This is a genomic window from Bradyrhizobium sp., from assembly GCF_035935975.1.
GTDB lineage: Bacteria > Pseudomonadota > Alphaproteobacteria > Rhizobiales > Xanthobacteraceae > Bradyrhizobium.
This window is the reverse complement of sequence record NZ_DASYWN010000010.1, coordinates 268,652-292,350: the sequence shown is the minus strand read 5'-3', so window position 1 is coordinate 292,350 and position 23,699 is coordinate 268,652. Positions and strand designations below refer to the sequence as shown.

Annotated in this window: 22 protein-coding genes and 1 pseudogene; 7 read left to right on the top strand and 16 right to left on the bottom strand. The window is 63.9% G+C overall.

Annotated elements, in window-relative coordinates; all coding sequences use genetic code 11:
• From VGR99_RS05020 to VGR99_RS05010, 3 genes are all read left to right on the top strand, one after another.
• Nucleotides 1-3,183: an efflux RND transporter permease subunit gene (locus VGR99_RS05020; RefSeq protein WP_326897186.1), complete on the top strand. Its 3,183-nt coding sequence runs from the start codon at nt 1-3 to the stop codon at nt 3,181-3,183.
• A gap of 236 nt (nt 3,184-3,419) precedes the next feature.
• Nucleotides 3,420-4,694, top strand: coding sequence for a PQQ-dependent sugar dehydrogenase (locus VGR99_RS05015; protein WP_326897185.1), 1,275 nt, complete (start codon nt 3,420-3,422; stop codon nt 4,692-4,694).
• 110 nt (nt 4,695-4,804) lie between these two features.
• Nucleotides 4,805-5,374 (top strand): c-type cytochrome, encoded by a 570-nt coding sequence (locus tag VGR99_RS05010; RefSeq protein WP_326897184.1) that lies wholly within the window; start codon nt 4,805-4,807, stop codon nt 5,372-5,374.
• 104 nt (nt 5,375-5,478) lie between these two features.
• Here the strand turns inward: VGR99_RS05010 and VGR99_RS05005 are convergent, their stop codons facing one another.
• The 9 genes and pseudogenes from VGR99_RS05005 to VGR99_RS04965 form a co-directional block, all read right to left on the bottom strand.
• Nucleotides 5,479-5,838 (bottom strand): response regulator, encoded by a 360-nt coding sequence (locus VGR99_RS05005; RefSeq protein WP_326897183.1) that lies wholly within the window; start codon nt 5,836-5,838, stop codon nt 5,479-5,481.
• 104 nt (nt 5,839-5,942) lie between these two features.
• Entirely contained in the window at nt 5,943-7,175 is a 1,233-nt protein-coding gene (locus tag VGR99_RS05000) for an MFS transporter (protein ID WP_326897182.1), read from the bottom strand.
• Complete coding sequence (locus VGR99_RS04995; RefSeq protein ID WP_326897181.1) at nt 7,172-7,501, bottom strand: hypothetical protein; 330 nt, start codon at nt 7,499-7,501, stop codon at nt 7,172-7,174. The genes VGR99_RS05000 and VGR99_RS04995 overlap by 4 nt, the downstream gene beginning before the upstream one ends.
• Nucleotides 7,488-8,063, bottom strand: a complete 576-nt coding sequence (locus tag VGR99_RS04990; RefSeq protein WP_326897180.1) for an isochorismatase family protein — start codon at nt 8,061-8,063, stop codon at nt 7,488-7,490. Before VGR99_RS04990 ends, VGR99_RS04995 begins: the two co-directional genes overlap by 14 nt.
• A gap of 52 nt (nt 8,064-8,115) precedes the next feature.
• Nucleotides 8,116-8,565: a MarR family winged helix-turn-helix transcriptional regulator gene (locus VGR99_RS04985; protein ID WP_326897179.1), complete on the bottom strand. Its 450-nt coding sequence runs from the start codon at nt 8,563-8,565 to the stop codon at nt 8,116-8,118.
• Between the two features lie 116 nt (nt 8,566-8,681).
• Nucleotides 8,682-11,411, bottom strand: a complete 2,730-nt coding sequence (locus VGR99_RS04980; RefSeq protein WP_326897178.1) for a hypothetical protein — start codon at nt 11,409-11,411, stop codon at nt 8,682-8,684.
• A gap of 491 nt (nt 11,412-11,902) precedes the next feature.
• A complete protein-coding gene (locus VGR99_RS04975; RefSeq protein ID WP_326897226.1) occupies nt 11,903-12,139 on the bottom strand; it encodes an HGGxSTG domain-containing protein in 237 nt (78 codons plus the stop codon).
• A 29-nt stretch (nt 12,140-12,168) separates the two neighbouring features.
• Nucleotides 12,169-12,351, bottom strand: a pseudogene (locus tag VGR99_RS04970) (hypothetical protein); the annotation flags it as partial.
• A complete protein-coding gene (locus tag VGR99_RS04965) occupies nt 12,324-12,548 on the bottom strand; it encodes a hypothetical protein (RefSeq protein ID WP_326897225.1) in 225 nt (74 codons plus the stop codon). The pseudogene VGR99_RS04970 and the gene VGR99_RS04965, both read right to left, overlap by 28 nt.
• On the opposite strand from VGR99_RS04965, the gene VGR99_RS04960 reads away from it, so the two are divergent.
• The gene (locus tag VGR99_RS04960; protein ID WP_326897228.1) at nt 12,453-12,680 is read left to right on the top strand and encodes a hypothetical protein; all 228 of its coding nucleotides are present in this window, start codon (nt 12,453-12,455) and stop codon (nt 12,678-12,680) included. The genes VGR99_RS04965 and VGR99_RS04960 overlap by 96 nt on opposite strands.
• Before the next feature lie 269 nt (nt 12,681-12,949).
• Here VGR99_RS04960 and VGR99_RS04955 read toward each other — a convergent pair whose 3' ends face one another.
• Entirely contained in the window at nt 12,950-14,041 is a 1,092-nt protein-coding gene (locus tag VGR99_RS04955; protein WP_326897224.1) for a tetratricopeptide repeat protein, read from the bottom strand.
• Nucleotides 14,042-14,395: 354 nt separating this feature from the next.
• Here VGR99_RS04955 and VGR99_RS04950 point away from each other — a divergent pair, with 354 nt between their 5' ends.
• Nucleotides 14,396-14,797, top strand: a complete 402-nt coding sequence (locus VGR99_RS04950) for a helix-turn-helix domain-containing protein (protein ID WP_326897177.1) — start codon at nt 14,396-14,398, stop codon at nt 14,795-14,797.
• On the top strand, nt 14,794-15,651 hold the full coding sequence (locus VGR99_RS04945; RefSeq protein WP_326897176.1) for an IS3 family transposase: 858 nt from the start codon (nt 14,794-14,796) through the stop codon (nt 15,649-15,651). Before VGR99_RS04950 ends, VGR99_RS04945 begins: the two co-directional genes overlap by 4 nt.
• A 71-nt stretch (nt 15,652-15,722) precedes the next feature.
• Here the strand turns inward: VGR99_RS04945 and VGR99_RS04940 are convergent, their stop codons facing one another.
• A complete protein-coding gene (locus VGR99_RS04940) occupies nt 15,723-15,917 on the bottom strand; it encodes an HGGxSTG domain-containing protein (RefSeq protein WP_326897223.1) in 195 nt (64 codons plus the stop codon).
• A 29-nt stretch (nt 15,918-15,946) separates the two neighbouring features.
• A complete protein-coding gene (locus VGR99_RS04935; RefSeq protein WP_326897175.1) occupies nt 15,947-16,552 on the bottom strand; it encodes a hypothetical protein in 606 nt (201 codons plus the stop codon).
• Between the two features lie 414 nt (nt 16,553-16,966).
• Between VGR99_RS04935 and VGR99_RS04930 the strand changes: the two genes are divergently transcribed.
• Nucleotides 16,967-17,950 (top strand): tripartite tricarboxylate transporter substrate binding protein, encoded by a 984-nt coding sequence (locus tag VGR99_RS04930; protein ID WP_326897174.1) that lies wholly within the window; start codon nt 16,967-16,969, stop codon nt 17,948-17,950.
• A 3-nt stretch (nt 17,951-17,953) separates the two neighbouring features.
• On the opposite strand, the gene VGR99_RS04925 is transcribed toward VGR99_RS04930, so the two are convergent.
• The 4 genes from VGR99_RS04925 to VGR99_RS04910 form a co-directional block, all read right to left on the bottom strand.
• A complete protein-coding gene (locus VGR99_RS04925) occupies nt 17,954-20,494 on the bottom strand; it encodes a branched-chain amino acid ABC transporter ATP-binding protein/permease (RefSeq protein ID WP_326897173.1) in 2,541 nt (846 codons plus the stop codon).
• Complete coding sequence (locus VGR99_RS04920; RefSeq protein ID WP_326897172.1) at nt 20,491-21,366, bottom strand: branched-chain amino acid ABC transporter permease; 876 nt, start codon at nt 21,364-21,366, stop codon at nt 20,491-20,493. The genes VGR99_RS04925 and VGR99_RS04920 overlap by 4 nt, the downstream gene beginning before the upstream one ends.
• 27 nt (nt 21,367-21,393) lie before the next feature.
• On the bottom strand, nt 21,394-22,638 hold the full coding sequence (locus VGR99_RS04915) for an ABC transporter substrate-binding protein (protein ID WP_326897171.1): 1,245 nt from the start codon (nt 22,636-22,638) through the stop codon (nt 21,394-21,396).
• Between the two features lie 138 nt (nt 22,639-22,776).
• Nucleotides 22,777-23,688 carry an IclR family transcriptional regulator gene (locus VGR99_RS04910; RefSeq protein ID WP_326897170.1) on the bottom strand — a complete coding sequence of 304 codons (912 nt, stop codon included), beginning with the start codon at nt 23,686-23,688 and terminating at the stop codon, nt 22,777-22,779.
• Nucleotides 23,689-23,699 lie beyond the last annotated feature (11 nt).

Here is a 23,699-nt window from a genome sequence, read left to right as displayed (position 1 = left end):
ATGGCTGGCGGCATCTCGGCTCCCTTCATTCGCCTCCCCATCGCGACGTCGCTGCTGATGGTCGGCATCGTCTTCGTCGGCATCATCGCCTATCCGCAATTGCCGGTGGCGCCGCTGCCGGAAGTCGACTTCCCCACCATCCAGGTCTCCGCCAGCTTGCCCGGGGCGGATCCCGAGACGATGGCGTCATCGGTGGCGCAGCCGCTCGAATCGCAGTTCGCCCTTATTCCCGGCGTCTCGGAGATGACGTCGCAGAGCCAGACCAGCTCCACCCAGATCGTTCTGCAGTTCGACCTCTCGCGCAACATCGACGGTGCCGGGTCCGACGTGCTCGCCGCCATCAATGCGGCCAGCGGGCAATTGCCCAAGAACATGCCGAGCGCGCCGACCTACAGAAAGGTCAATCCGGCCGATTCGCCCATCCTCACGCTCGGTGCCACATCGACGACGCTGCCGATGACGCAGGTGTCGGACGAGACCTACACCAAGCTCGCGCAGGCGATCAGCCATATCAGCGGCGTCGGCCAGGTCAGCGTCGGCGGACAGCAGGCTCCGTCGATCCGTGTCCAGATCGATCCGGCCAAGCTGGTCGCCAAGGGCCTGTCGCTGGAGGACGTGCGCGCGCCGCTCTCGGTGATATCGGTCAACAATCCCAAGGGAACGCTCAACGGAGACACCCGCACCTACACCGTCTATGCCAACGATCAGTTCACTAAGGCCGAGGCCTGGAACGACATCGTCATCGCCTATCGGAACGGCAGTCCCGTCCGCGTCGGCGACATCGGCCACGCCGTGAGCGCACCGCTGGACAATACCCAGTACGGCTGGGTGGACGGCAAGCCCGGCGTTTTCCTGGTTATCTTCAAGCAACCCGGCGCCAACGTCATCGACACCGTCGACAACGTCATGAAGCAGCTGCCGCATCTGCAGGCGGGCATTTCGCCCGCCATCAAGGTCTCGGTGCTGTCGGACCGCACGCAGACGATCCGCGCGGCGGTCAAGGACGTGCAGTTCACGCTGGCGCTGACGATCGGCCTCGTCGTGATGGTGATCTTCGTCTTCCTGCGCAGCGTCTGGGCCACCATCATCCCGTCGATCACGGTGCCGCTCGCGCTGCTGGGCGCCTGCGCGCTGATGTGGATGGCCGGCTATAGCCTGGACAATCTGTCCCTGATGGCCCTCACCATCGCGGTCGGCTTCGTGGTCGACGATGCCATCGTGATGCTGGAGAACATCACCCGCTACATCGAGGAGGGCGAGACGCCGATGGCCGCCGCGTTCAAGGGCGCCGGCGAGATCGGCTTCACGATCATCTCGATCTCCGTTTCGTTGATCGCGGTGCTGATTCCGCTATTGCTGATGAGCGGCATCATCGGCCGCCTGTTCCGCGAATTTTCAGTGACGCTCGCGATGACGATCGCCGTGTCGGCCCTGGTGTCGCTGACGCTCACGCCGATGATGGCGTCGCGCTTCCTCAAATCGCACGATGAGGAGCATCACGGCAGGCTCTACATGCTCAGCGAGCGAATGTTCCAGGCCCTCGTGGACGGCTATGAGCGCGGCCTCGATCTCGTGCTGCGCTTCCGCTTCGCCACCTTGATGGTGTTCTTTGCGACCATCGGGCTCACGGTCTACCTGTTCGTGATCATCCCGAAGGGGTTCTTCCCGCAGCAGGATACCGGGCTGATCACCGGCATCGTCGAGACCTCGCAGGACGTGTCGATTGCCGACATGGCGAAGCACATGCAGGAGATCGGCGCGATCGTGCTGAAGGACCCCGCGATCGACCACATGGCGATGCGGATGGGCGGCAGCGGCAATACGCTCAACGACGGCACGATGTATATCACGTTGAAACCGCGCGATGAGCGCGCCGACTCGGCCGACCAGGTCATCCGTCGCCTGCAGGTTCAGACGGCGAAGGTTCAGGGCGCGCGCCTCTACCTTCAGTCGGCGCAGGACGTCCGTGTCGGCGGCCGGGCGTCGCGGACGCAGTTCCAGTTCACCCTGCAGTCGACCGACATGGATCAGTTGAACAGATGGGCGCCCAGGCTGCTGTCCAGAATGAAGGAGATGCCCGAGCTGCGCGACGTCGCCTCCGATCAGCAGACGTCGGGCACGACGCTGACGCTGTCGATCGACCGCAATCAGGCCGCTCGCTTCGGGCTGACCCCCGACGTGATCGATGCGACCTTGTATGATGCATTCGGGCAGCGGGAAATCGCGACATATTTCACCCAATTGTCGACCTACTATATCGTCCTCGAGGTGTTGCCCTCGCTGCAGAAGAATCCGTCCACGCTGGAGCAGATCTACCTGCGTTCCCCGACGACGGGGGGAGAGGTGCCGCTGTCGGCATTCACCAAGTGGACCACGGCGCCGGTGCGTCCGCTGGCGATCAACCATCAGGGCCAGTTTCCGGCGGTCACGATCTCCTTCAACCTCGCTCCCAACCTCGCGCTCGGCCAGGCGACGCAGGCGATCGACGCGGTGCAGAGGCAGATGAACGTGCCGGCCGCCATTACCTCCACTTTCGCGGGCACGGCGAAGGCGTTCCAGGAGTCGCTCTCCTCCGTGCCGTTGCTGATCGTTGCGGCGCTGATCGTGGTCTATCTCATCCTCGGCGTGCTCTATGAGAGCTACATCCATCCTCTGACGATCCTGTCGACCTTGCCGTCGGCCGGTGTCGGCGCCCTGGCGACGCTCCTCCTGTTCCATTTTGACTTCAGCCTGATCGGGCTGATTGGCCTCGTCCTGCTGATCGGCATCGTCAAGAAGAACGGCATCATGCTGGTCGACTTTGCGATCGTCGCGGAGCGGGATCAGGGCCTGTCGCCGCTCGAGGCCATCCGCCGGGCCTGCCTGCTGCGCTTCCGCCCCATATTGATGACCACGATGGCGGCCGTGCTGGGCGGCGTCCCGTTGATGCTGGGCCACGGGACCGGTTCGGAGCTCCGCCAGCCGCTCGGCTATGCCATGGTCGGCGGTCTCCTGGTCAGCCAGGTCCTGACGCTCTTCACCACGCCGGTGGTTTATCTCTATCTCGACCGTGTCTCCCAATGGCTCAGTCCAAGACGGCACGCGGAACACGATCGGCAGGATGAAGAACTTGCCGATGACGGCGAGCTTGAGATCGTCGAGAAGATGGATCGGAAGAAATCCAGGGTCCTGGCGGCCCAGTGACTGTCTCCAGGCCGCTTGCGACGCCGAAAGAACGCAAGCTGTCTTTCAAGAAAGCATGGAAATTATTCTCGGGCGGCGCGGCCGACCGACGGGAATAGGCGCGAGCACCGCGCACGCGTCGGTATTCCCATATGTTTCCGATTGCATTTGCTTGCGCGAATTCACAGAGTGCGACTCGGAAAAGCCGCGGACGCGCCAGCGTCTGGAAGACGGCTTCCGCATTGGGGAGAAACATCATGATGGGTCTATCGTCTGCGTCGCGCAGCCTGTTGCTGGCCGGCGCGGTCTTCGGTGTGTTCACGCTGTCCGCTGCGGCGCAGCAGCCGGCATCGCCACCTGCCGCGGGTGCCGCGCCCGCCGCCCAGCCGCTTCCTCCGGGATCCCCGTTGATCGGGCGTCCGGACGGCGAGGCCGCCTCAAAACTCGCCCCCGTCGCGCCGCCGCCGATTCCGGCCGCGGCCGACAAGCTGCCGCTCGCCAAGCTCAAGGTGCCCGCAGGCTTCAACATCGAGGTCTATGCCTCGGGCATGGCGAATGCGCGCTCGCTGGTGCAGAGCGACAAGGGCACCGTGTTCGTCGGCAGCCGGCTCGTCGACAAGGTCTACGCCATCGCCGACAAGGACGGCAAAAAGTCGGTCAAGGTGATCGCGTCGGGCCTCTACCGCCCGAACGGCGTCGCCTTCAAGGACGGCACCCTCTACATCGCCGAGCTGTCCAAAGTCTCCAAGATCGACAAGATCGACGACGTCCTCGACAGCCCGCCGAAGCCGACCGTCATCTATGACAAGCTGCCGAAGGACGAGGCGCATGGCTGGAAGTTCATCGCCATCGGCCCCGACAACAAGCTCTATGTCCCGGTCGGCCAGCCCGGCAACAACGTGCTGCATGATGCCGATCACGGCCAGATCCGCCGCATGAATCTCGACGGCTCGGGCGCCGAGGTCTACGCGGTCGGCGTGCGCAACACGGTCGGCTTCGACTGGAATCCCGAGACCAAGCAGCTCTACTTCACCGACAACGGCCGCGACTGGCTGTCGGAGACGGTGCCGGAGGACGAGCTCAACCGCGTCACCAAGGCCGGTGAGGATTTCGGCGCGCCGTTCTGCTACCAGGGCAACATCATCGACCAGGAGCTCGGCTGGGGCAAGGACTGCAAGAACTACACCGCGCCGGTCGGCCTGATGGGCCCGCACACCGCCGCGCTCGGCATGCGCTTCTACACCGGAAGCATGTTCCCGAAGCAGTACAAGAACGCGATCTTCGTCGCGCGCCACGGCTCCTGGAACAAGTCGCAGAAGCAGGGCGGTGACGTCGTCGTCGTCAAGCTGAACAAGGACGGCACCGTGAAGTCGATGGAGCCGTTCCTGACCGGCTTCCTCGAGGACAACAAATATGTCGGCCGCCCCGTCGACGTCATGCTGCTGAAGGACGGCTCGCTGCTCGTCTCCGACGACTGGAACGGCGCGGTGTACCGCATCACCTACGGCAAGCAGAAGGTCGCGGCGAAGTAACAACCACCGTCATTGCGAGCGAAGCGAAGCAATCCAGAATGCCTCCGCGGCAACAGACTGGATTGCTTCGTCGCTTCGCTCCTCGCAATGATGGCCTCCAGGAGCGGCCAATGAAAAGAACAATGATCGCCGCTCTGGCGCTCGCCTCGCTCGCCGTCTCCGCAAGCGCCGAAACCATCCAGGAGCGTGCCGCGCCGTGCCTTGCCTGTCATGGCGAGCGCGGCGCCTCCGAGACCGAGAACACGCCCTCGCTCGGCGGCCAGCAGGCCCCTTACGCGCTGATCCAGATCTTCATGTTCCGCGAAAAGCTGCGCGTGTTCGAGCCGATGAACGAGATGGCGAAGTCGCTGACCGACGACGATCTGCGCACCTTCTCCGATTTCATCGCCACGCTGCCGAAACCCGCGCCGCCGGCCGACGCCGCAGATGCCACGCGGATGGCGCGCGGAGAAGCGCTGGCGAAGCAGAACCGCTGCAACACCTGCCACAACCCCGACTACTCCGGAAAGGAAAACGTCCCGCGCATCGCCAACCAGCGCGAGGACTATCTCGTCAAGACGCTGGCCGAATACAAGGACAACTCTCGTCACGGCTATGACGCCACCATGGCCGACGTGATGCAGACCGTCGGTAAGGACCAGATCGCCGACCTCGCTCACTACCTCGCGCATGTCCGCTGAGATCTCGCGCCACGAAACGCGAACCTCATCCTGAGGAGGCCGCCAAAGGCGGCCGTCTCGAAGGATGCGCCGCGGGCAAGGTGCCAGCCTGCGGTAAACCTCCGCTATCGCCGCGCCGCTTCCGCGAGCAGCGCCGTCGGGTAGACCGGCTTGGTAAAGAACTTTGCGCCGGCGGGCAGGGGCCGCGGCAGCGGACGGCCCGAGATCACGATGATCCGCACGTCGGAATGCTGCTGCTGCGCATAGTGCGCGAGATCGACGCCATCCATCTTCCCGACCAAATTGATATCGGTGATGATCAGGGCAGGGTGCTTCACCTTCAGCGCCAGCGCCGCGGTCTCTGCGTCCTCGCATTGCAGGACGTCGAAATTGCTTTGCTCGAGCAGCAGCGCGAGCATCTCGCGCTGGATGTCGTCGTCCTCGACGACGATCGCTGTCGGGCGGATCGGCTTTGATTGGCCCATGGCTGCACCTCACTGTCCTATCATTTGTTAAGTGCGGAGGTAGGAATCTGTTCCCGGTGCAGTGCGCCGGGGTCCGCTCACATGACTGTGCGTGGATGGCGAGGTCACCGCTGTTGCGGCAGATCGAACTGGCCTTCGTGCGCGTGCCGGGAGAGCGCCCCGACGGCGATGATGGCAGCCGCGAAGCCTGCGGTCGCCCCGATGCCGAGTGCCCATCGCGGGCCGAAATGATCGGCAACCCATCCGACGATCGGCGCGCCGATCGGCGTACCGCCCAGTGCGACGCCGAGCCGAAGCGCCATCACGCGCCCGCGCATCGCCGGTTCAGTGGAAAGCTGCATCAGCGCGTTCGACGTGTTCATGACGGTCAGGGCGGCGACGCCGATGACGACCAGCGCCGCCGCGAACAGCCAGTAGCCCGGCGCCAGTGCGGCGAGCGTGCAGCCGAGGCCGAAGATCGCGGCACCGAGCACCAGCGCGTTGAAGCGCGGCCGCTCGCGGCTTGCGGCCAGCAAGGCGCCGGACATCGTTCCCACCGCCATCATCGAGGACAGCAGGCCGAAACCGCGTGCATCGGTGTTGAAGACGCCGACGGCCATCGTCGAGATGAAGATCGGAAAGTTGAGCCCGAACGTGCCGATCAGGAACAGCATGATCAGGGTCGTCCGGAGGTCGGGACGGGACCAGACATAATGAAATCCCTGCAGCACGCTGCCCTTGGTACGATGAGCGCGGGCGTTGGGGCGAAGCTCCGATGTTCGCAGCAGCGACAGCGATGCCAGCACCGCCATGAACGAGGCGCCGTTGAAGAGGAATGCCCAGCCGGTGCCGACGGAGGCGATGACGAGACCGGCCACCGCCGGCCCGATCATGCGCGCGGCGTTGAACGTGGTCGAATTCAGCGCGATCGCATTCGACAGATCGGCATCGCCCACCAGTTCGGCCACGAAGGTCTGCCGCACCGGGGCATCGAGCGCCGCACTGCAGCCGAACAGGAACGCGAACACATAGACGTGCCAGAGCTGCACGAGGCCGGTGACGGTGAGAAGCCCGAGGATCAGCGCCAGCGCGCCCATCGTGGCCTGGGTCGCCATCAACAGCCGGCGCTGGTTGAAATGGTCGGCGGCATATCCGGACCAGGGCATCAGCAAGAGCTGCGGTCCGAACTGCAGCGCCATCACGATGCCGACGGCGGACGCGCTGTGATCGGTCAGCTCCGTGAGCACGAGCCAGTCCTGGGCCGCCCGCTGCATCCAGGTTCCGACATTGGACACCAGCGCGCCCGCGGCCCAGACCCGGTAGTTGAAGCTCCGCAGCGAACGAAAGATGCGCCTCATGTTTGCCGGGGCTCGTTGCCGCCGTGAAATCGTCCGAACCGCCGCGCCAGGAAGAGGCCGATCAGGAGCCCGCCGAGTCCGGCGGCTGCGACATCGCCGGTGCTCCTCAGGTCGAAGCCGCCGACGCGGCAGATCAGGCAATATCCGACGAGGAGGTTGAAGAAGCCCCACACGATATTGACGGTCGATGTCGAGAGCCCTTCGCCCGGCGGCTTTGCAAATGGCGTCTGGAACGGCTCGCCCATCATGCCGGCGACGACATGGGGAATGGCATTGGTGAGGAAGGCTCCGCCGAAGAAATAGGCGACGAGGTCAAGCCAGTTCATGCGCGTGGGTCCTTTCGAGAAGGTCGATGATCGCCTGCGTCGAGCCGGTTTCGCCAAGCCGCGGAAATACGTTTGCGATGCTGTAGTCGTGCGCGCTCGGTCGCGCATCCGTCATGGCGTCGAGGGCGAGCGTGACGTTGAAGCCCGCCTCAAAGGCCTGCCGTGCCGTGGATTCGACCCCGGTGCCGGTGGCGACGCCGGCGATCACGACCTGCGTGACGCCGCGGCTCCTGAGCTGGCCTTCCAGATCGGTGCTTGCGAACGCGCCCCATGTCCGCTTCGTCACCACGATGTCGTCGGGTTGCCGGCCGAGCTCCGGAAGAAAGTCGGTCCATCCCTCGGGAAGCTGCCCGGCGCGTCGTGGCCGCTCGGTTCGTCCGGGTGCAACGCCGTCGACATTGACCAGCACGATCGGCAATCGATGCCGCCGAAACGCCGCGATGAGATCGCAGGCGCGCGTCACGACCTCATCGATGGAATGGACGAGGGGCGAACCGGCGATCCCGCTTTGCAGATCGACGATGATGAGGGCCGAGATCGGATCGAGCATCGTGAGAGCCATGATCGTCCTTTCGATGGGATGATGTCCGTGACCGCTGCGGAAAAGGCCGGCGTCAATCTTCGACCAGCCGTTTCAACAGCCTGACCGCTGATGTAAGTTCCTGCTGCTCGCGCGGAGACAGTTTTGCTGCGATGGTGCGCGACAGCCAATCCTGCCGCGCGGCCCGGCCGGTGCGCAGCCGCTCGCGGCACATGTCGGTGAGGGACATGATGGTTTGCCGGCCGTCGTCGGGATCGGGTGCGCCGCGGACCAGGCCCGCAGCCTCCAGCGCCGCGACCGCGGCACTCATCGATTGCGGGCGCATCCCCTCCAGCCGGGCGAGGCCGGAAACGGTCGCGGGTCCGTCCTTTTCGAGGCGCAGCAGAACGGCGATCTGCGACGGGGGAAGATCTTCGCGTTGACCCTGCTCGCGAAGCCGCCGCTTCAGGGTTCCCATCAGCAGGCGAAGCTCTTCGGCGAGCGCGGACGTGCGTCCCGCCGCGGCACCTGATGAATTGCTCATGCGAGGCGTTTAGCAGATATACAGGTAAACTGTAAAGATTAGCTTTGCAGTTTGCCTGTCAATAATTCGAGAAGAGGCGCGGAGCGACGTGCGCCTCCGTGATGCGTCGTCGCCGATTATTTCTCCGCCAGTTCCGCGACAGGTGCGGCGTCCGGCGGGACCTTGCTCTTGAGCTTCTCCATGATCGAGAGGAACGTGGGCGGCGCTCCGGTTGCGGCGTCGGTCGAAAGTCCCTCGCCGGATTCAAATGCACGTTCTGCGATCTCGTAACCCAGCGCCCGGTAGCTCTCGAACTGCGATTCCGAGAAGAACTGGTTCAGCGTCGTCTCGTGCGGAAAGGTTGAGTGGGCAATTGCATAGCTCAGGACGCCCATGGGCTCCGTGCCGTGCAGGCCGGACTTGAAGTACAAGAGCAGTCCGTTTTCCGACTTGCCGCCGTCGGCCTCGCCATAGAGAATGTCGCCGATTGCCCAGTAAGGTCCTTCCTTCGCCGGGCTCGGACGTTCCTTGAAGCGCTTCTTGAGAAGGTCGAGGCCGTGCAGGTCGATGCGCACGCCGAGATCGATCCAGATCTTGCGCAGCGCATTGCCGAGATCCTCGAAGGAATAATCGGGGTCGCAGCCGGCGTCGCTGACGACGATCACGCGGCAGCGCCGACGAACCATTTCATAGAGCCCGAGATTTTCGAAGTGCCCGCCGTCGGTCAGGTAGACCCAGCGTTCGGTCTCGCTGGTCAGGCCGAACATCTCCATGAAAAACGGCCGGAGCGCGTTCGTCGGCTTGACCTCCGCGTAGTCGGGGTTGTCGCCGCGCGGGTTGGCCAGCCACCAGCCGAGGCGCACATTGAACAGCGCCATCAGGAAAGCGACGCCCGGCGACGAATTGTAGCCCATGCTCGGACTCACGGCAGCGCCGGAGATCGCCATGGCGGTTCCGAGCGTGAGGCCGAGCCTTCCGCCGTAGGGCTGCGGCTGGTCGGTCGTGGCGAAGCTGGACCGGTAGGCGCCGTCGGAAAATGCCGAGCTGCCGCTGCCGCAATGGAGCGGCGAGAACGTGAAGGGCGCCGCCATCCGTTCCTGCCAAGCGAGGTTCTTGGACGATACGAGGTTGAGCGCGGCGCTGATGACGTGGAGTGGCTTCCAGTTCGCTCCCGTCGGGACGACGCCGTGATCCCAGAGCTCATGCAGCATCGGGCTGTCGCGACCGTCGAAATCCGTGAAGGCATTCTTGGTCCGGTCACGCTCCTTTTCGCTGCGCGAGGCGCCGAGGAAAGCGCGAACCAGCCGGTTTCGGTAGAGGCTGTGGAGCGAGTAGCGGTTGATGTTGAGGACACGCGAGGCGGCAAGGATCAGAGCTCCCAGCAAGAGAGCCGCCACGGCCACGACTGCCCAGGGCATATGGTCATCGGCACCGGACTGGAACGACATGAACGTCCTGTCCCAGGCGATCGACAGCAGTGCGACCAGGGTGGCCGCGAAAATCGATGCCGCGATCGCCGCGATCGTGTTGAGTCCGAGATATTGGCGAAAGCCCGAGACCTGCTCGGCTGCGGCCTTGGTCTTCGAACTCGCGCCCAGGATGACGGAAATCAGGCCCGAAATGCCTCCCCCTGTCGCGAGCGAAGGGACGGCCGCGCTGCCGAGGTGACCCTCGATCCATGCTGCAGCCGGCGGCGCACCAAGCACGAGTCCGAACCACAGCAGCCAGCCGAGATAGGCCAGCGTGAAGATTCCGCTCGACCGCGCCTGGAATTCGAGTCCGACGTCGACCTCGGACAGGAACTCGGCAAACGAGATGTAGATCACGTCGGCGACGATCCGCGCCATCACGATCCAGGGCAGGCCGAGGATGCAGGCAAAGATCGCTGTCGTGGCATCGGAGCCGGACCGGTTCAGATACCACAGCAAGGCCAGGCCAGCGGCGCTCAGCAACCCGAACGCTGCGCCGGCGAGGCCCCAGGCGCCAAGATCGATCCAGCGTTGCCAGGGAGCGGGTTCGCGCGGTGGGCGGGCCGTCTTGCCGAAGACACCGGTCCATGCGCGCGCCAGAACCCAGGCGAAGGTGTAGAAGACAGCGCCGAGGACGGCGCCGCGCGTGATGACGCGGGCATAGAATTGAGCCCCCTTGACCTCCTGGCCGAATTTGAAGCCGAGGAGATCGGTCACATACGTCAGTACCGATAAGCCGTATGGGCTTTGCAACACGAAGACCAGCAATGCGGCTCCGATGAGAAACGGCGCGAGATCGCATGCAAGAAATCGGGGCTGCGCGACATTGATCCTTCCGCGGGCAGGTCGATTGGCGGCAGAGAAAGACAAGGAAATCAAGAAGCAGAGGGTTGGTATGATCATCAGAATCAGGAACCACCATGACCTCTCCGTGATGCTGTGCGCATCGAGGACGGCGAAGTAGAGCGCCTTCGTGACGAGCACCGCCAGGATCATCGGGGGGACGAGCAGGATCCAGTTCAGGAACAGATTGCGCAGGACGCTGGCAACGTCGCTCCACAGATCCGGGGAGATCGACGAAAAGCTCGGAGCGAGAAAGTGCGAGTTGCGCCGGAGGTTGGAGATCGGCTCCGCTTCCTCGTGATCTCCGAGCGGATTGCGGCTCTTTCGCATGTTGAGTGCTGGAACCACCGTATCCGGCGGGATGCTTGGACTGCCGGTATCGACGAGAGGTGGGACGACCCGTGCCTGGTTCTCCTTTTCGCGCCGCCGCTCCTGAAACAGCCATGCCGATAGCCAGCTGCCGATATAGCCGCCGCCCGATACGGTCGAAAGGTACTCGAATTGCTTGAGGGCCGAGCCGGGCTCTTCATCCTTGCGCTTCGACGCGACCTTCAACGCGGCAATCCTCTGCAGAATTCCGAGCGCAAACGCCGCGCTGCGGATGCCGCCGCCTGACAGGCACAGCGCCCACCGGTCGTCCGCGTTGAGCGCCTGATAGACGTCAAGGAGTTCTCCGGGGACTCGATCGGTCGGCCGCCGCAATGGCGGCGGCGAAGCTTGAACCCGCGTCTCGGTGAGTGCAAACCCGGAGACTGCAAACTTTGACCGGGCCGTCGGTGCCGGCCGTTTTGGCGAGCCGTCAGGTAATGGATCTCTGTCTTCGGGCAATTCTAGCGGGATGCCTGCGAGAGCCCGCCGTTCCTGCCAAAGCACCTGCAAAAGGTTCAATGCCCCCATGACACCGCTCCGCCTGTTGATCGGGACCCGACCAAGCTAGCTACGTCGGCAACAGCAGGCGTGTGAATTGCTTCACAGGCACGTATAAATTGTCACGGGGCCGGCAGCCCATCAATCCCGGGGAGCGGCGGCAGGATTTCGCCGACCGGTCATTTCAACGACTGCAGCAGCTCCTGCGCCTCGTCGAGCAACAGCCGCACCTCGTCCCGCTCGACCTTGGCTCCTCGTGTGAACAGTCCGTGCTTCCGCGCATTCCCATTCCCGCTCGGCGCGCCACTCCTCGTCGCGCCACCATGCATGCGACATCGCTCCTTCCCGCATATGGCCGGTGAGCGGCAGGCATCGCCATCACGGGTTCTCGCGCCGCATCGCGGGCTCGCCTGCATCGGGCTGGTGTTGCGGGCGTGTCCGCTCGTCATCGGTTCATCCTTTGCCTTGCGTCCTCCAGCTCCGCCTCCGCAACGAGCACGTTCGCATGCTGCGTCACATTCCCAACGATCGCGCGTCCGCCGTCCTGCACGGACAGGTTTTTCACCGTGATCGCGCGCTCGTCGCTGTTGCGATGGCGGTTCAGGGCTTCGACCTGGGCGGCGAAGGTGTGGGTGCCGTCGGCTGGACCGTCTTAGTGAAGAGCTTTGCGCTGGCGGGCAGCGTCCGCGGCAGCGGACGGCCCGAGATCACGATGATCCGCACATCGGAATGCTGCTGCTGCGCATAGTGCGCGAGATCGACGCCGTCCATCTTTCCAACCAGGTTGATGTCGGTGATGATCAGGGCAGGGCGCTTCGCCTTCAGCGCGAGCGCGGCAGTCTCGGCGTCCTCGCACTGCAGCACCTCGAAATTGCGTTCTTAGAGCAGCGGCGCGAGCATCTCGCGCTGAATGTCGTCGTCCTCGACGACGATCGCGGTCGGGCGGATCGGTTTTGACTGGCCCATGGCTGCACCTCACTGTCCTATCATTTGTCAAGTGCGGAGCTAGGAATCTGTTCCCGGTAGAATGCGCCGGGTTCCGCTCACATGCCAGTGCGCTGGGCTGAGGCGATCGGCGCCGGCGGATTCTCTCTAGCCGGACCGACGGGCTTGGTGCGATCCCTAACGTCCATACGAATGCTCGGGCTTATCAACCAATTCCTTCGGGCAAAGATCAATTCGCAGATAGCTTCATTGTCGCTGTGGACCCTCAATCAATTCGGCGACTAAGCAGCTTGCAATAGTGCCTCTGTCTCTCTCCGAAAAATCCAGTTGTCGTTAGCGTGTCGTTGGTCACTCTTTATCAACCCGAACCGGGCCGCGATTGCGTCTCTACGATCGAGCAATTGAGAAGGGCAGGTAATCGACAGTAGCTCGTAAGCAGTTTGAGCTTCAACCAACTGTCCGTCCCCTGCGTAAGCATGCAGTCTCAATATGTTAGACAGTCCGAGCCCCCCAACCTCCCTGAGGACGTTAACCGCGTGGTTGAAGTCGCCCGTCTGCATTCTTGCCACGCTAAGTGCTCGTTCAAGATAGCGCCTCTCTCTGGCGAAGGGTGTCTGCTTCCGCCCCTGCTCCAAATGTTCAATACCGCGTGCGAGTTCTCCACCTTTTATCAGGGCCATACCGCGTATGTTCCACGCGATCCAGTCATCTCTCGTAGCTGGATCGTTGGTGGGCAACAGAGACAACGCCGCAGCGTGTTCGCCGCGAACAACGAGAATTGCCGCTTTGCCATTTCGTGCGGCCGCATAGCTCGGCGCGATTCGAATGATTTCGTCGTACGCCATTAGCGCGTCTTCATATTTTCCGAGCCGTTTTAAGAGGTCGGCCCGTCCGGCTTTCGCAACCAGGCTGTAGGGGAACTGTCTCACATTGCCTTCATACAAGCGGAGCGCTTCGTCCAGTTCGTCGTTTACCTTGTGAATATTGGCATACCCATTCGCAACATATGCGTCTGATGGAAATCGAGAGAGGGCTTCCCTGTAAGCAGCTATCGCTTCTGGATACCTTCTCATGTCGCGCAAGACCTCTGCATACCCAGTGTAAGCAACGGATGTATTGGGCGAACTTTTCTTTACGTCGTCGTAAAGCCCCAGCGCTGAAACTAGATCACCCTGCACACGGTATATTTCTGCCTGCGAGCACCGCAAAACTGGTTCGGTCGGATAAAGCTCAATCGCATAGTGCGCAATTTCTAGAGCCTCGGCAAATCGACCCATCGATCTTAGGACAGTCGCCCTACCGTTGAGCGCGATAACGTCATCCCTCAATGAGGGAGCGTCATATACGTGAAGTGCTTCGTCTACCCCTTGCATCTGCAGCAATCTCAGCATTCTTCAAGCGCTGCTGTAGCGCCGCTCTTTCGTCAGCGGCGTCCGCCGCTCTTACGTTAGGAAATCCGACGTCCGCGCCACAAACGTGGCAACGCACGACATGCGCAAGTATCGGCGTTCGGCAGGATGCTTCAGGGCAAAGCATTGAAATCTCATCTTAAATACACTCAATGGTTGCATATGCATGCTGCGCGCGCAAGCCGTTGTTGGCGAGAACGAATAAGGAACGATTGTTGGGTGTTGGTATCCAATTCTAGTGTCAAAGCACAGCCGAATGGACTGCACCCCTGAAGTGAGACACGATAATTACAGTGACAGGCATTTCGAGGATGACCTGTGGCAGGACGAGGAAAGAAGCGTCAGCTTCCGACGGCTTACAAATTGAAGGCGATCAAGCGGGTTGAGCGGGGCGAAGGCGTCCTGCCTGTGGCCCGCGAGCTTGGAATCTCTCGCAAGATTCTCCATGACTGGATCAAAGCCTGGAACGCCGATGGGCCGGACGGTTTGAACCGGAAGCCCGGCCCCAAACCTGGCCCCCGCAAGCTCAAGCCGCTAGCGACGTACGACGACAAGCGCTCCGCCCTCACGCTCGCCAAAGCCCGCATCGCCGAACTCGAACGGCTAGTGGGCCGCCAGCAGATGGATCTCGATTTTTTTCGGCAAGCCTTGCGCGCATTGAAGCGGCCGGCAGCGCAAGGCAAACCCGCATCCGCATCATCGAAGTCATCAAAGCCATGACGTCGAAGACACTCGATGCTCATGCCGATGTACAACGCCTGTGTCACCTCGCGGGCCTGTCGCGCGCGACGTATTACCGCCATCACATCAAACGCGACCGCGAGACGGCCGAGTGCGAGTTGCGCGACTTGATCCAGCGCATTTGCCTCAAGCACGTCTTCTACGGCTATCGGCGGGTGACAGCCACCCTCAGACGCCAGGGCATGGTCGTAAACGCCAAGAAAGTTCAGCGACTTATGCGTGAAGATAACCTGCTGGCGCAGCGCAAGACGCCGTTCCTGAAGCCGCCCGCGGAGCGGCCATCGGGCTTTCTCGTCGTCCCCAATCTGGTCCGTGGCCTGGTGCCGTCCGCACCCGACCAGATCTGGGTCGCGGACATCACCTATGTGCATCTCGCCAAAACCTTTGCCTATCTTGCCGTCATTCTCGACGCGTTCTCGCGCAAGGCTGTTGGCTGGGCCTTCGAGGACACGCTCGACGCCTCGCTTGCCATCGCTGCGCTGGAGAAAGCCATCGCAGCTCGGGGACCGGCCCCTGGCAGTCTGATCCATCACTCCGATCGCGGCGTGCAATACGCTTCCATCGCTTATCGCCGGCGGCTTGCCGATCGCGACATCACCATCAGCATGAGCAGGCCGGGCAATCCATTCGACAACGCCAAGGCTGAAAGCTTCATGAAAACGCTCAAGGCTGAACAGATCAACGGCAAGGCCTATGCCGACCTGGGCGACGCCCGCCGCCAAATCAACAGCTTCATCGCGGAGGTCTACAACAAAGAGCGCCTGCACTCGGCGCTCGGATACCAGTCGCCCCTTGAGTTCGAAACCGCTTTCGCGCAAAACAAAGTGCGGTAGCGCATCGTGACAACCCCACTGTCACTGTAATTATCGTGTCTCACTTCAGGGGTGCAGTCCACGAATTTGAACTAGGTGTCGCACTGTATCAGTGATGTATTCGTTTGCGCACAGCCCATGCCTCCACGCGTTCCTGTTGCGAATTGGGGGCTCCAGACCCCCGATGCACCGCCATGCATGCGACCTCGCTCCTTCCCGCACATGGCCGGTGCGCGGCACGCCCCGCCATCGCGGGTTCTCGCGCCGCATCGCGGGCTCGACTGCATCGCGTCCGTGTTGCGGGCGTGTCCGCTCGTCATCGGTCCGCACCTTGCCTTGCGTCCTCCAGCCCGGCCTCCGCAACGAGCACGTTCGCATGCTGCGTGAGGTTGCCCACGATCGCGCGGCCGCCGTCCTGCACGGAGAGGTTCGTCACCGTGATCGCGCGCTCGTCGCTGTTGCGATGGCGGTTCAGGGCTTCGACCTGGGCGGCGAAGGTGCGGGAGAGCCGCGTCAATGCGCGGGTGACGCTCTCCTGCTGCATGAGATCGGCGGTGCAGGCGAGGCGGCAGGCGCTGCGCATCGCGGCCATGTGAACGGAGACCATCTGCGATATCAGCATGGACTCGATGGAATCCTTCGGCGCGATGCTCCTGATCATCGAGACCATGAAGGCGAGATTGGATTCATCGGGTTTCTGTGCGACCGCGCTCGCCTTGACCAATTGTCTCAGCATGCCGTGCAGCGCGTCGCGGTCGGCGGCACCGAGCGCCTCGGCCAGCAGCCGCTCGGCGGCCTCCGGGTCGGGATGGCTGATCGCGATGCGTCGCTTGTAAAGTTTGATCCGCGGGCTTGCAGCGGGAACGCTGCGATCGTTTGCCGCAAGCTTCGACGTGACGTGGAGTTCGGGAGCTGTCGTCATGGGCGGTGTCCTTTGCCGGGCGCAGGCGCGCGCGAACGGCCGTTCGCCGTTGCGCGCGGATGCGAATTTCGGGATGTCGATGAAGGGTTTACGCGCAACGACATCGCACCGGTTGTGGCCGGGCCGGGATGCGGGCTTGCGATTGTTGCGATGATGTCATTCTGCCAGTGTTTTGCCCGACGAGTCAAACCCCCTGGCCGCGCGCGCAAGTCCTTGTTCTTGCTGGGGCCGGCTACTGTGCATGGGGTTGTTTTCGAACTTTTTGTTTGGAAGCGGTGCTCGCCTGCCGCGCGGCGGAATGCCGGCGCGCAAACGCGATTGCGGAATCCAGCGTGGCCGCTAATCATGCGGCTTGCCTGCGCCGCACCAACAAGCATGCACAAGCGGCGCGCCAGAGGTCTGGGGAGAGAACCAATGCAACGAACGGCTCGCCTGCTGGCGCTGATCGCCGGATTGTGCGCGTGTGTGCTGACGACCGAGGCTCTCGCGCAGAAATATCCGGTGCGGCCGGTCAAGGTCATGGTTGGCTTCAGCGCGGGCGGCCCGGTCGACGTCGTCGCGCGCATCATCGGCGACCGGCTCGGTGCAAGGCTCGGGCAGCCCTTCGTGGTCGAGAACCGCGCCGGCGCCAACGGCATGATCGCCGCCGAAGGCGTCGCGCATGCCGATGCGGACGGCTACACCATGCTCGCCTGCAACTCGTCCACGATCACGCTCAACAAGACGCTGTTCAAGGACATCCGCTACGACCCGCAAGCCGACTTCGCGCCGCTGACGACCGTCGTCTCGGCGCCACTCGTGCTCGTCGTCAATCCGGAGAACCCCAAGACGGCGAACATCAACACGGTGGCCGATCTCGTCGCCGCGGCGAAGGCTGCGCCGGGTGCGCTCGCTTACGGCTCCGGCGGCAACGGCAATCTCGCCCATCTCGCCATGGAGCTGCTCAGCCAGCGCGCCGGCATCAAGATGATCCACGTGCCCTATCGCGGCGGCGCGGCTTCGGAGGTCGGCATCCTCGCGCAGGAGGTGCTCGCGGTGTTCGATCCGCTCTCCGCGGTGCCGCTGGTGAAGGGCGGCAAGCTGCGCGCGCTCGCGGTGTCCTCGGCCGAACGGCTGCCCTCGCTGCCCGACGTGCCGACGGTCGCGGAGGCCGGCTATCCCGGCTTCGACCTGTCGTTCTGGGTCGGCTTCTTCATGCCGAAGGCAACCCCGGCGCCGATCCTGGAGACGCTGCACCGGGAGATCGTCGCGGCCGCAAAGGATCCCGCGGTCGAGGAGAAGCTCGGCTCGCAGGGCGTCGTGAGCGTGCTCAGCCCTGCCGACTACGCCGCCAAGATCGCGAAGGAGACGAAGGAGCTCGCCGAGGTCGTTGCGGCCGCGAACATCAAGGCGGAGTAGGCGTCACAGCCACAGGATCTGCTTGCGATAGCCGAGATCGTTCAGCAGCGGCGCCGCCGGGCCCTGGTGGAACACGGCGCCGCGCTCCAGCGCGAACACGCGGTCGGCGAGCGCGAGCACGAGATCGAGATTGTGCTCGACGATCACGATCGACATGTGGCGGCGGAGCTGGTCGAACACGCCGAACAGCTCCAGCGTCACCGCCGGGGCAAGGCCCTCGAACGGCTCGTCGAGCAGCAGCAGGCGGACATTGCCGGACATGGCGCGGGCGACCGCCACCATCTGCTGCTCGCCGCCGGAGAGATAGTCGGCGGCAACGTTCATGCGCTCCTTCAGGCGCGGAAAATAGTGCAGGATCTGCTCCTCGTTCCAGACCACGCCGTCGCGGCCGTCGGTCTTGCGGGCGAGGCGCCCGAGCGCGAGATTCTCGCGCACCGTCATGCCGGCAAACAGCCCGCGGCCCTGCGGCACATAGCCGACGCCGCGCCGCGCGATATCGGGGGCGGGCAGGCGCGCGATGTCGGTGCCGCGATAATCGATGCTGCCGGAGGCCGCCGGCACGAGGCCCGCGATGGATTTGAGCAGCGTCGACTTGCCGGCACCGTTGCGCCCGAGCAGCGCGACGATCTCGCCTTCGCGCACGTCGAGCGCGGCGTCGTTGAGGATGTGGCTCTTGCCGTAGAACGTGTTGACGCCGTCGAGGCGCAGCACGGTCGCGTGCTCGCCGGCCTCTTCGAGGCTGCGCCGGTGCTCGACGGCGGGAATGCCCTTGCCGGTGTAGATCTCCTGCACCCGCAGATCGGCCCGGACCGCCCTCGGGCAGTCGGACATCAGCACCTCGCCCTGGTTCATCACGGTGACCACCTGCGAGAAGCCCAGCACACGGTCGATGTCGTGCTCGACGATCAGCACGGGAATGTTGGCCGCGATGTTCTTGACCAGGTTGGACACCCGCTCGCGTTCGGCGGCGGCGAGGCCAGCGAGCGGCTCGTCGAGCAGCAGCACCTGCGGCTTGGAGCCGAGCGCGATACCGAGATCGACCAGCCGCTGTCCGCCATAGGAGAGCTCGCCGCCCTCGATTGTCTCGATCCCTTCGAGGCCGAGGAATTTGGTCAGCGCGGCAGTCTCGGCGTGAATGTCCTGATACGCATCGATGTCGTTCCAGATGTTGAAGCGCATCGATCGCCGCGCCTGCAGCGACAGGCGCAGGTTCTCGTAGATCGTGAGCCCGCGAAACAGGTTCGTGATCTGGAACGAGCGCGCCAGCCCCTGATGGCAGATCAGGTTCGCCGGCACCCCGGCGATGTCGCGACCCTGCAGGCGGATCGTGCCGCGGTCGGGCGCGTAGAGGCCGGAGACCAGATTGAACAGCGTGGTCTTGCCGGCGCCGTTCGGTCCGATCAGCGCGTGGATCTCGCCGGCCGCGACGGTGATGCTGGCATTCTCGACCGCGCGGATGCCGCCGAACTTTCGGGACACACCGCTGACCTCGAGCACGGTGCCTTGCAACGCCTGCGGCCGCAGGAAATCGGGCAGCGGCAGGCCGTCATAGATCTTGCGCCGGCTCATTGCCGCCGTCTCTTCCGGTGGCGGACGAAGGCGCCGCATGATCAGCGCGCCGATGCCGACGAGGCCGCCGGGCGAATACATCACGAAGGCCACGAAGGTGAGGCCGAACCAGAACAGCCAGTCCGATGTCCAGATCGAGAACAGCTCGCGGAACAGGATGAAGAACAGCGCGCCGAGCGCGGGACCGAGCAGGCTGCGCATGCCGCCGATCACGACCATGGCCAGCAGCTCGCCGGCGAACGGCACCGAGACGGCCTCGGCCGAGACCAGATAGTTCAGGAACGCGATCAGCGCGCCGGCTAACCCCGTGACGACGGCAGAGATCACGAACACCGCGAGCTTGTAGCGCTCGACCGGATAGCCCTGAAAGCTCGCGCGCAGCTGGTTCTCGCGGATCGCGACCAGCACATGCCCGAACGGCGAGCGCACCAGGCGCATCAGCACATAGAGCACAGCCAGTCCGATCACCGCGACCACGATGTAATAGTTGAGCGCGCCGTCGAAGCTGACGGGACCGATGCCGCCGCGCTTCAGCCCGCCGAGCCCGTCCTCGCCGCCGGTGAGGCTCGTCCAGCGGAAGGCGGTGGTGTAGACCAGCGCGGCGAGCGCCAGCGTCAGCAGCGAGAAATAGACGCCGCGCCGGCGCAGGATCAGCATGCCGATGATGGTCGAGGCGATCGCGACGACGACCATCGATCCCAGCAGCGGCAGCCAGATCTCGCCGGGAAAGAAGCGGAGCTGGATCAGGCCCGCGGCATAGGCCCCGATGCCGAACCAGGCGCTGTGGCCGAACGAGACGAGACCGGTGTAGCCGATGCAGAGGTTGAGCCCCATCGTCGCGATCGCGAGCCCGACGATCCAGGTGCCGGTGTTGAGCGACAGGCCGAACAGCTTTAGCACAAAGGGCAGCGCGACGAGCGCGGCGGCTGCGATCAGCAGAGGCCGTAGCTTCTCGATGGTTGAGGCGCGCGTCATTCGAACTTCTCGATGCGCTCGCCGAGCAAGCCGCGCGGGCGCACCAGCAGCACCAGGAACATCAGGATGTAGATCGAGGCTTCGCCGGCCGCAGGCTCGAAATGAATGGCGATGCCGCGCACCACGCCGACGAGCAGGGCCGCCATCACGACGCCCCAGAAGCTGCCGAGCCCGCCGATCACCACGACGACGAAGGCCACCGTCATGATCTCGGCGCCCATCGCCGGGTGCACCGTCGTGATCGGCGCGAAGAAGGCGCCGCCGAGTGCGGCAAGGCCGACGCCGAGCATCACGATCGCGGTCATATAGGGTTGCAGGCGAATGCCGAGCGCGGCGACCATGTCCGGCCGCTGGATGCCGGCGCGGACCACGCGCCCGAACGAGGTCTTTTGCAGCAACAGCCAGATGCCGAAAAGGATCGCCGCGACGACGGCCAGGATCAGCAGGCGGTAGCGCGAGAACAGGAAGTCGCCGACGATGACCGAGCCGCGAAAGCTCTGCGGGATCTCGGTCGAGACCGGGGCTGCGCCCCAGATCATGCGGATGGCCTGCTCCGCGACCATTGCGAGGCCGAAGGTCACGAGCAGGCTCAGGATCGGGTCAGCCGTGTAGAACCGGCGCAGGATGAAGCGTTCGAACAGGATGCCGAGCAGGGCGACCGCGAACGGCGAGATCACCACGGAAGCGCCGAAGCCAAGGCGTTTGGTCAGCTCGACGCAGACATAGGCGCCGAGCGCATAGAAGGCGCCGTGCGCGAGGTTGACGATGCCGCCGACCGAGAAGATCAGCGACAGCCCGAGCGCGATGAGCAGGTAATAGCCCCCGAGCACGAGGCCATTCACCACCTGTTCCAGCAGGAACTCGAACTGCATGTTGCGTCCTTGCCGCGCGTTGGCGCGTCAGGCCTTCATCTCGCAGGGATTCTGTTCCCGGGTCGGATAGATCGTCTCGAGCGGATCGTTTGCCGCGGGCACCACGTCGCCGAGCACCAGCATGTCCCACTGGTCCTTCATCTGGTCCTTCGGCTTGACCGTGAACGGATAGGCCTCCTGCACCAGCTGGTGATCCCAGGAGCGGAAATACGCCTTGCGCGCCTTGCCGATGTCGAACTGGGTCTGCTTCTCGAAATAGGCGATCAGCTCATTGCTGTCGGTCGACTTCGTCGTGTTGATCGCCTCCGCCAGGAGCTTCAGCGTGACGTAGTCGATCCAGGCGTGGTTCTCCGGCGGCTTGCCGTGCTTCTTGGTGAAGGCGGCGACGAAGGCCTGCGACGTCGGATTGTCGAGCGTGTGATACCAGACCGTCGGCCAGGTGCCGCTGAGATTGCCCGCGCCCGCGGCCCAGGCATCGCCGGTGTTGAGGTTGAAGCCGACCAGCGGGTAGGGCAGGCCGAACTCGGCATATTGCTTGACGAGGTTGGTGACCTGGTTGCCGGCGAGGTTGCAGCAGACCACGTCGGGCTTTGCCTGCCGCACCTTGAGGAGATACGGGCTGAAGTCGGTGACATCAGTTGCGATCAGCTCGTCGCCGATCAGGTTCGCATCATGCGCGCCGAAGAAGGACTTTGCGGCCTTCAGCAGGTCATGACCGAAAATGTAGTCGGCGGTGAGCGTGAAGAACTTCTTGCCCTTCACCATGCCCTTCTGCGACAGCGCGGTGCCGACCGCGTTGACCATCACGGTGTTGGGGATGTCGCAGTGGAAGGAGTATTTGTTGCAATTCTTGCCGCGCAGCGCATCCGACCGCGCGCCGGTCGAGAAGAACACCTTCTTGTTGCGCTCGGCGACCTGCATGATGGTGAGCGAGGAGGCCGAGGAGATCTCGCCGAGCAGCACCACCGCGCCGTCCTGTTCCAGCATGCGCTGCGCCTTGGTCGCGGCGGTTGCCGGATTGATCGAGTCTTCCGAGAGCAGGTCGATCTGCTTTCCCAGAATGCCGCCGGAGGCGTTGATCTCGTCCGCGGCGAGCTTCACCCCGAGCTGCGCGTAGCTGCCGATCACGCCGAGGAAGCCGGTGAGCGGGGTGAGGTGGCCGATCCGGATCTTCTCGGCCTGTGCCCTCACGATGGCGGGAAACCCAAATGCGGATGCGCCGACAAAGGCGGCGCCCGCCCGTAACAACGTCCGTCGCGGGTAGCGGATCATGTCTGTTTCCTCCCGGGTGCATCGCTCCCTCTTCCAAATCGGGTATCCGATATTGTGAGAGATGTTTTTCTAATGCGGGAGGATAATCCCGAACGGCATTGCCGGTGTCAACCGGCAAAATCGCCGCTCGTGCGCGTCCTAGACTTTCTGGGCGAACGCCTTGTGCGCCCGGTCCTTGGCGCCGAATTCGGCCGACAGGCGGTCGGCGGCGGCCTGCACCACCTGCGCGCCGGCGTGCAGCGCCTGGTTGGAGAGGCGCCAGATCGGGCCGGAAATGCCCAGCGCGCCGATCACCTGTCCGGTGAAATCGGTCACGGGGACCGCGACACAGCGCACCTCCGGATTGAACTCGCCGTCGTCGAAGGCAACGCCGGTGCGCTGCACCTCGGCGATCTCGCGCATCAGGACGCCGGCATCGGTGATGGACTTTGGCGTCGAGGGTTTCAGCTCGGCGCGATCGAGGAACCGCTTGAGCTGCTCGGGACGGAGCGAGGCCAGAATGATCTTGCCGAGCGCGGTGCAGTGAGCCGGCCGCACGACGCCGACGCGGTCGGTGAGCTGGAACGCACCGGGTCCGCTGGTGCGGGCGATGACAATCACCGCATCGCCCATCCGCACGGCAAAATGGCTGCTTTCGCTGGTCTGGCGCGATAGCTCCTCCAGCACGGGCGTTGCGACATTGACCATCTCGATCTCGTCGAGCGCGCTTGCCGCAAGCGCAAACAGCGGCCGGCCGATGCGATAGCGCTTGTTGTCCTTCTCCTGGCGGAGGTAGCCGAGCGAGACCAGGGTCTTGGCGAGATGAAACGTCGTCGAATTGTGCAGGCCGACCAGCTTGCTCAGCTCCGCAAGCCCGATCCCCTCGCGATGGCGCGCGACCTCTTCGAGAATCGAGAAGGCGCGGCCGAGCGACTGCACGCCGCCGCCACGCTGCTTGTCGTCGGCCTCGTCGTCGCCATTCACCTTGGAAGCGGTGACCAGCTTGGGGATCGCGGCCTTGCGCGCGCTTGCAGGCTTCTCGCCGGTCGTAGGCTTGGTACGCGATCTCAAGGACAGGGCTC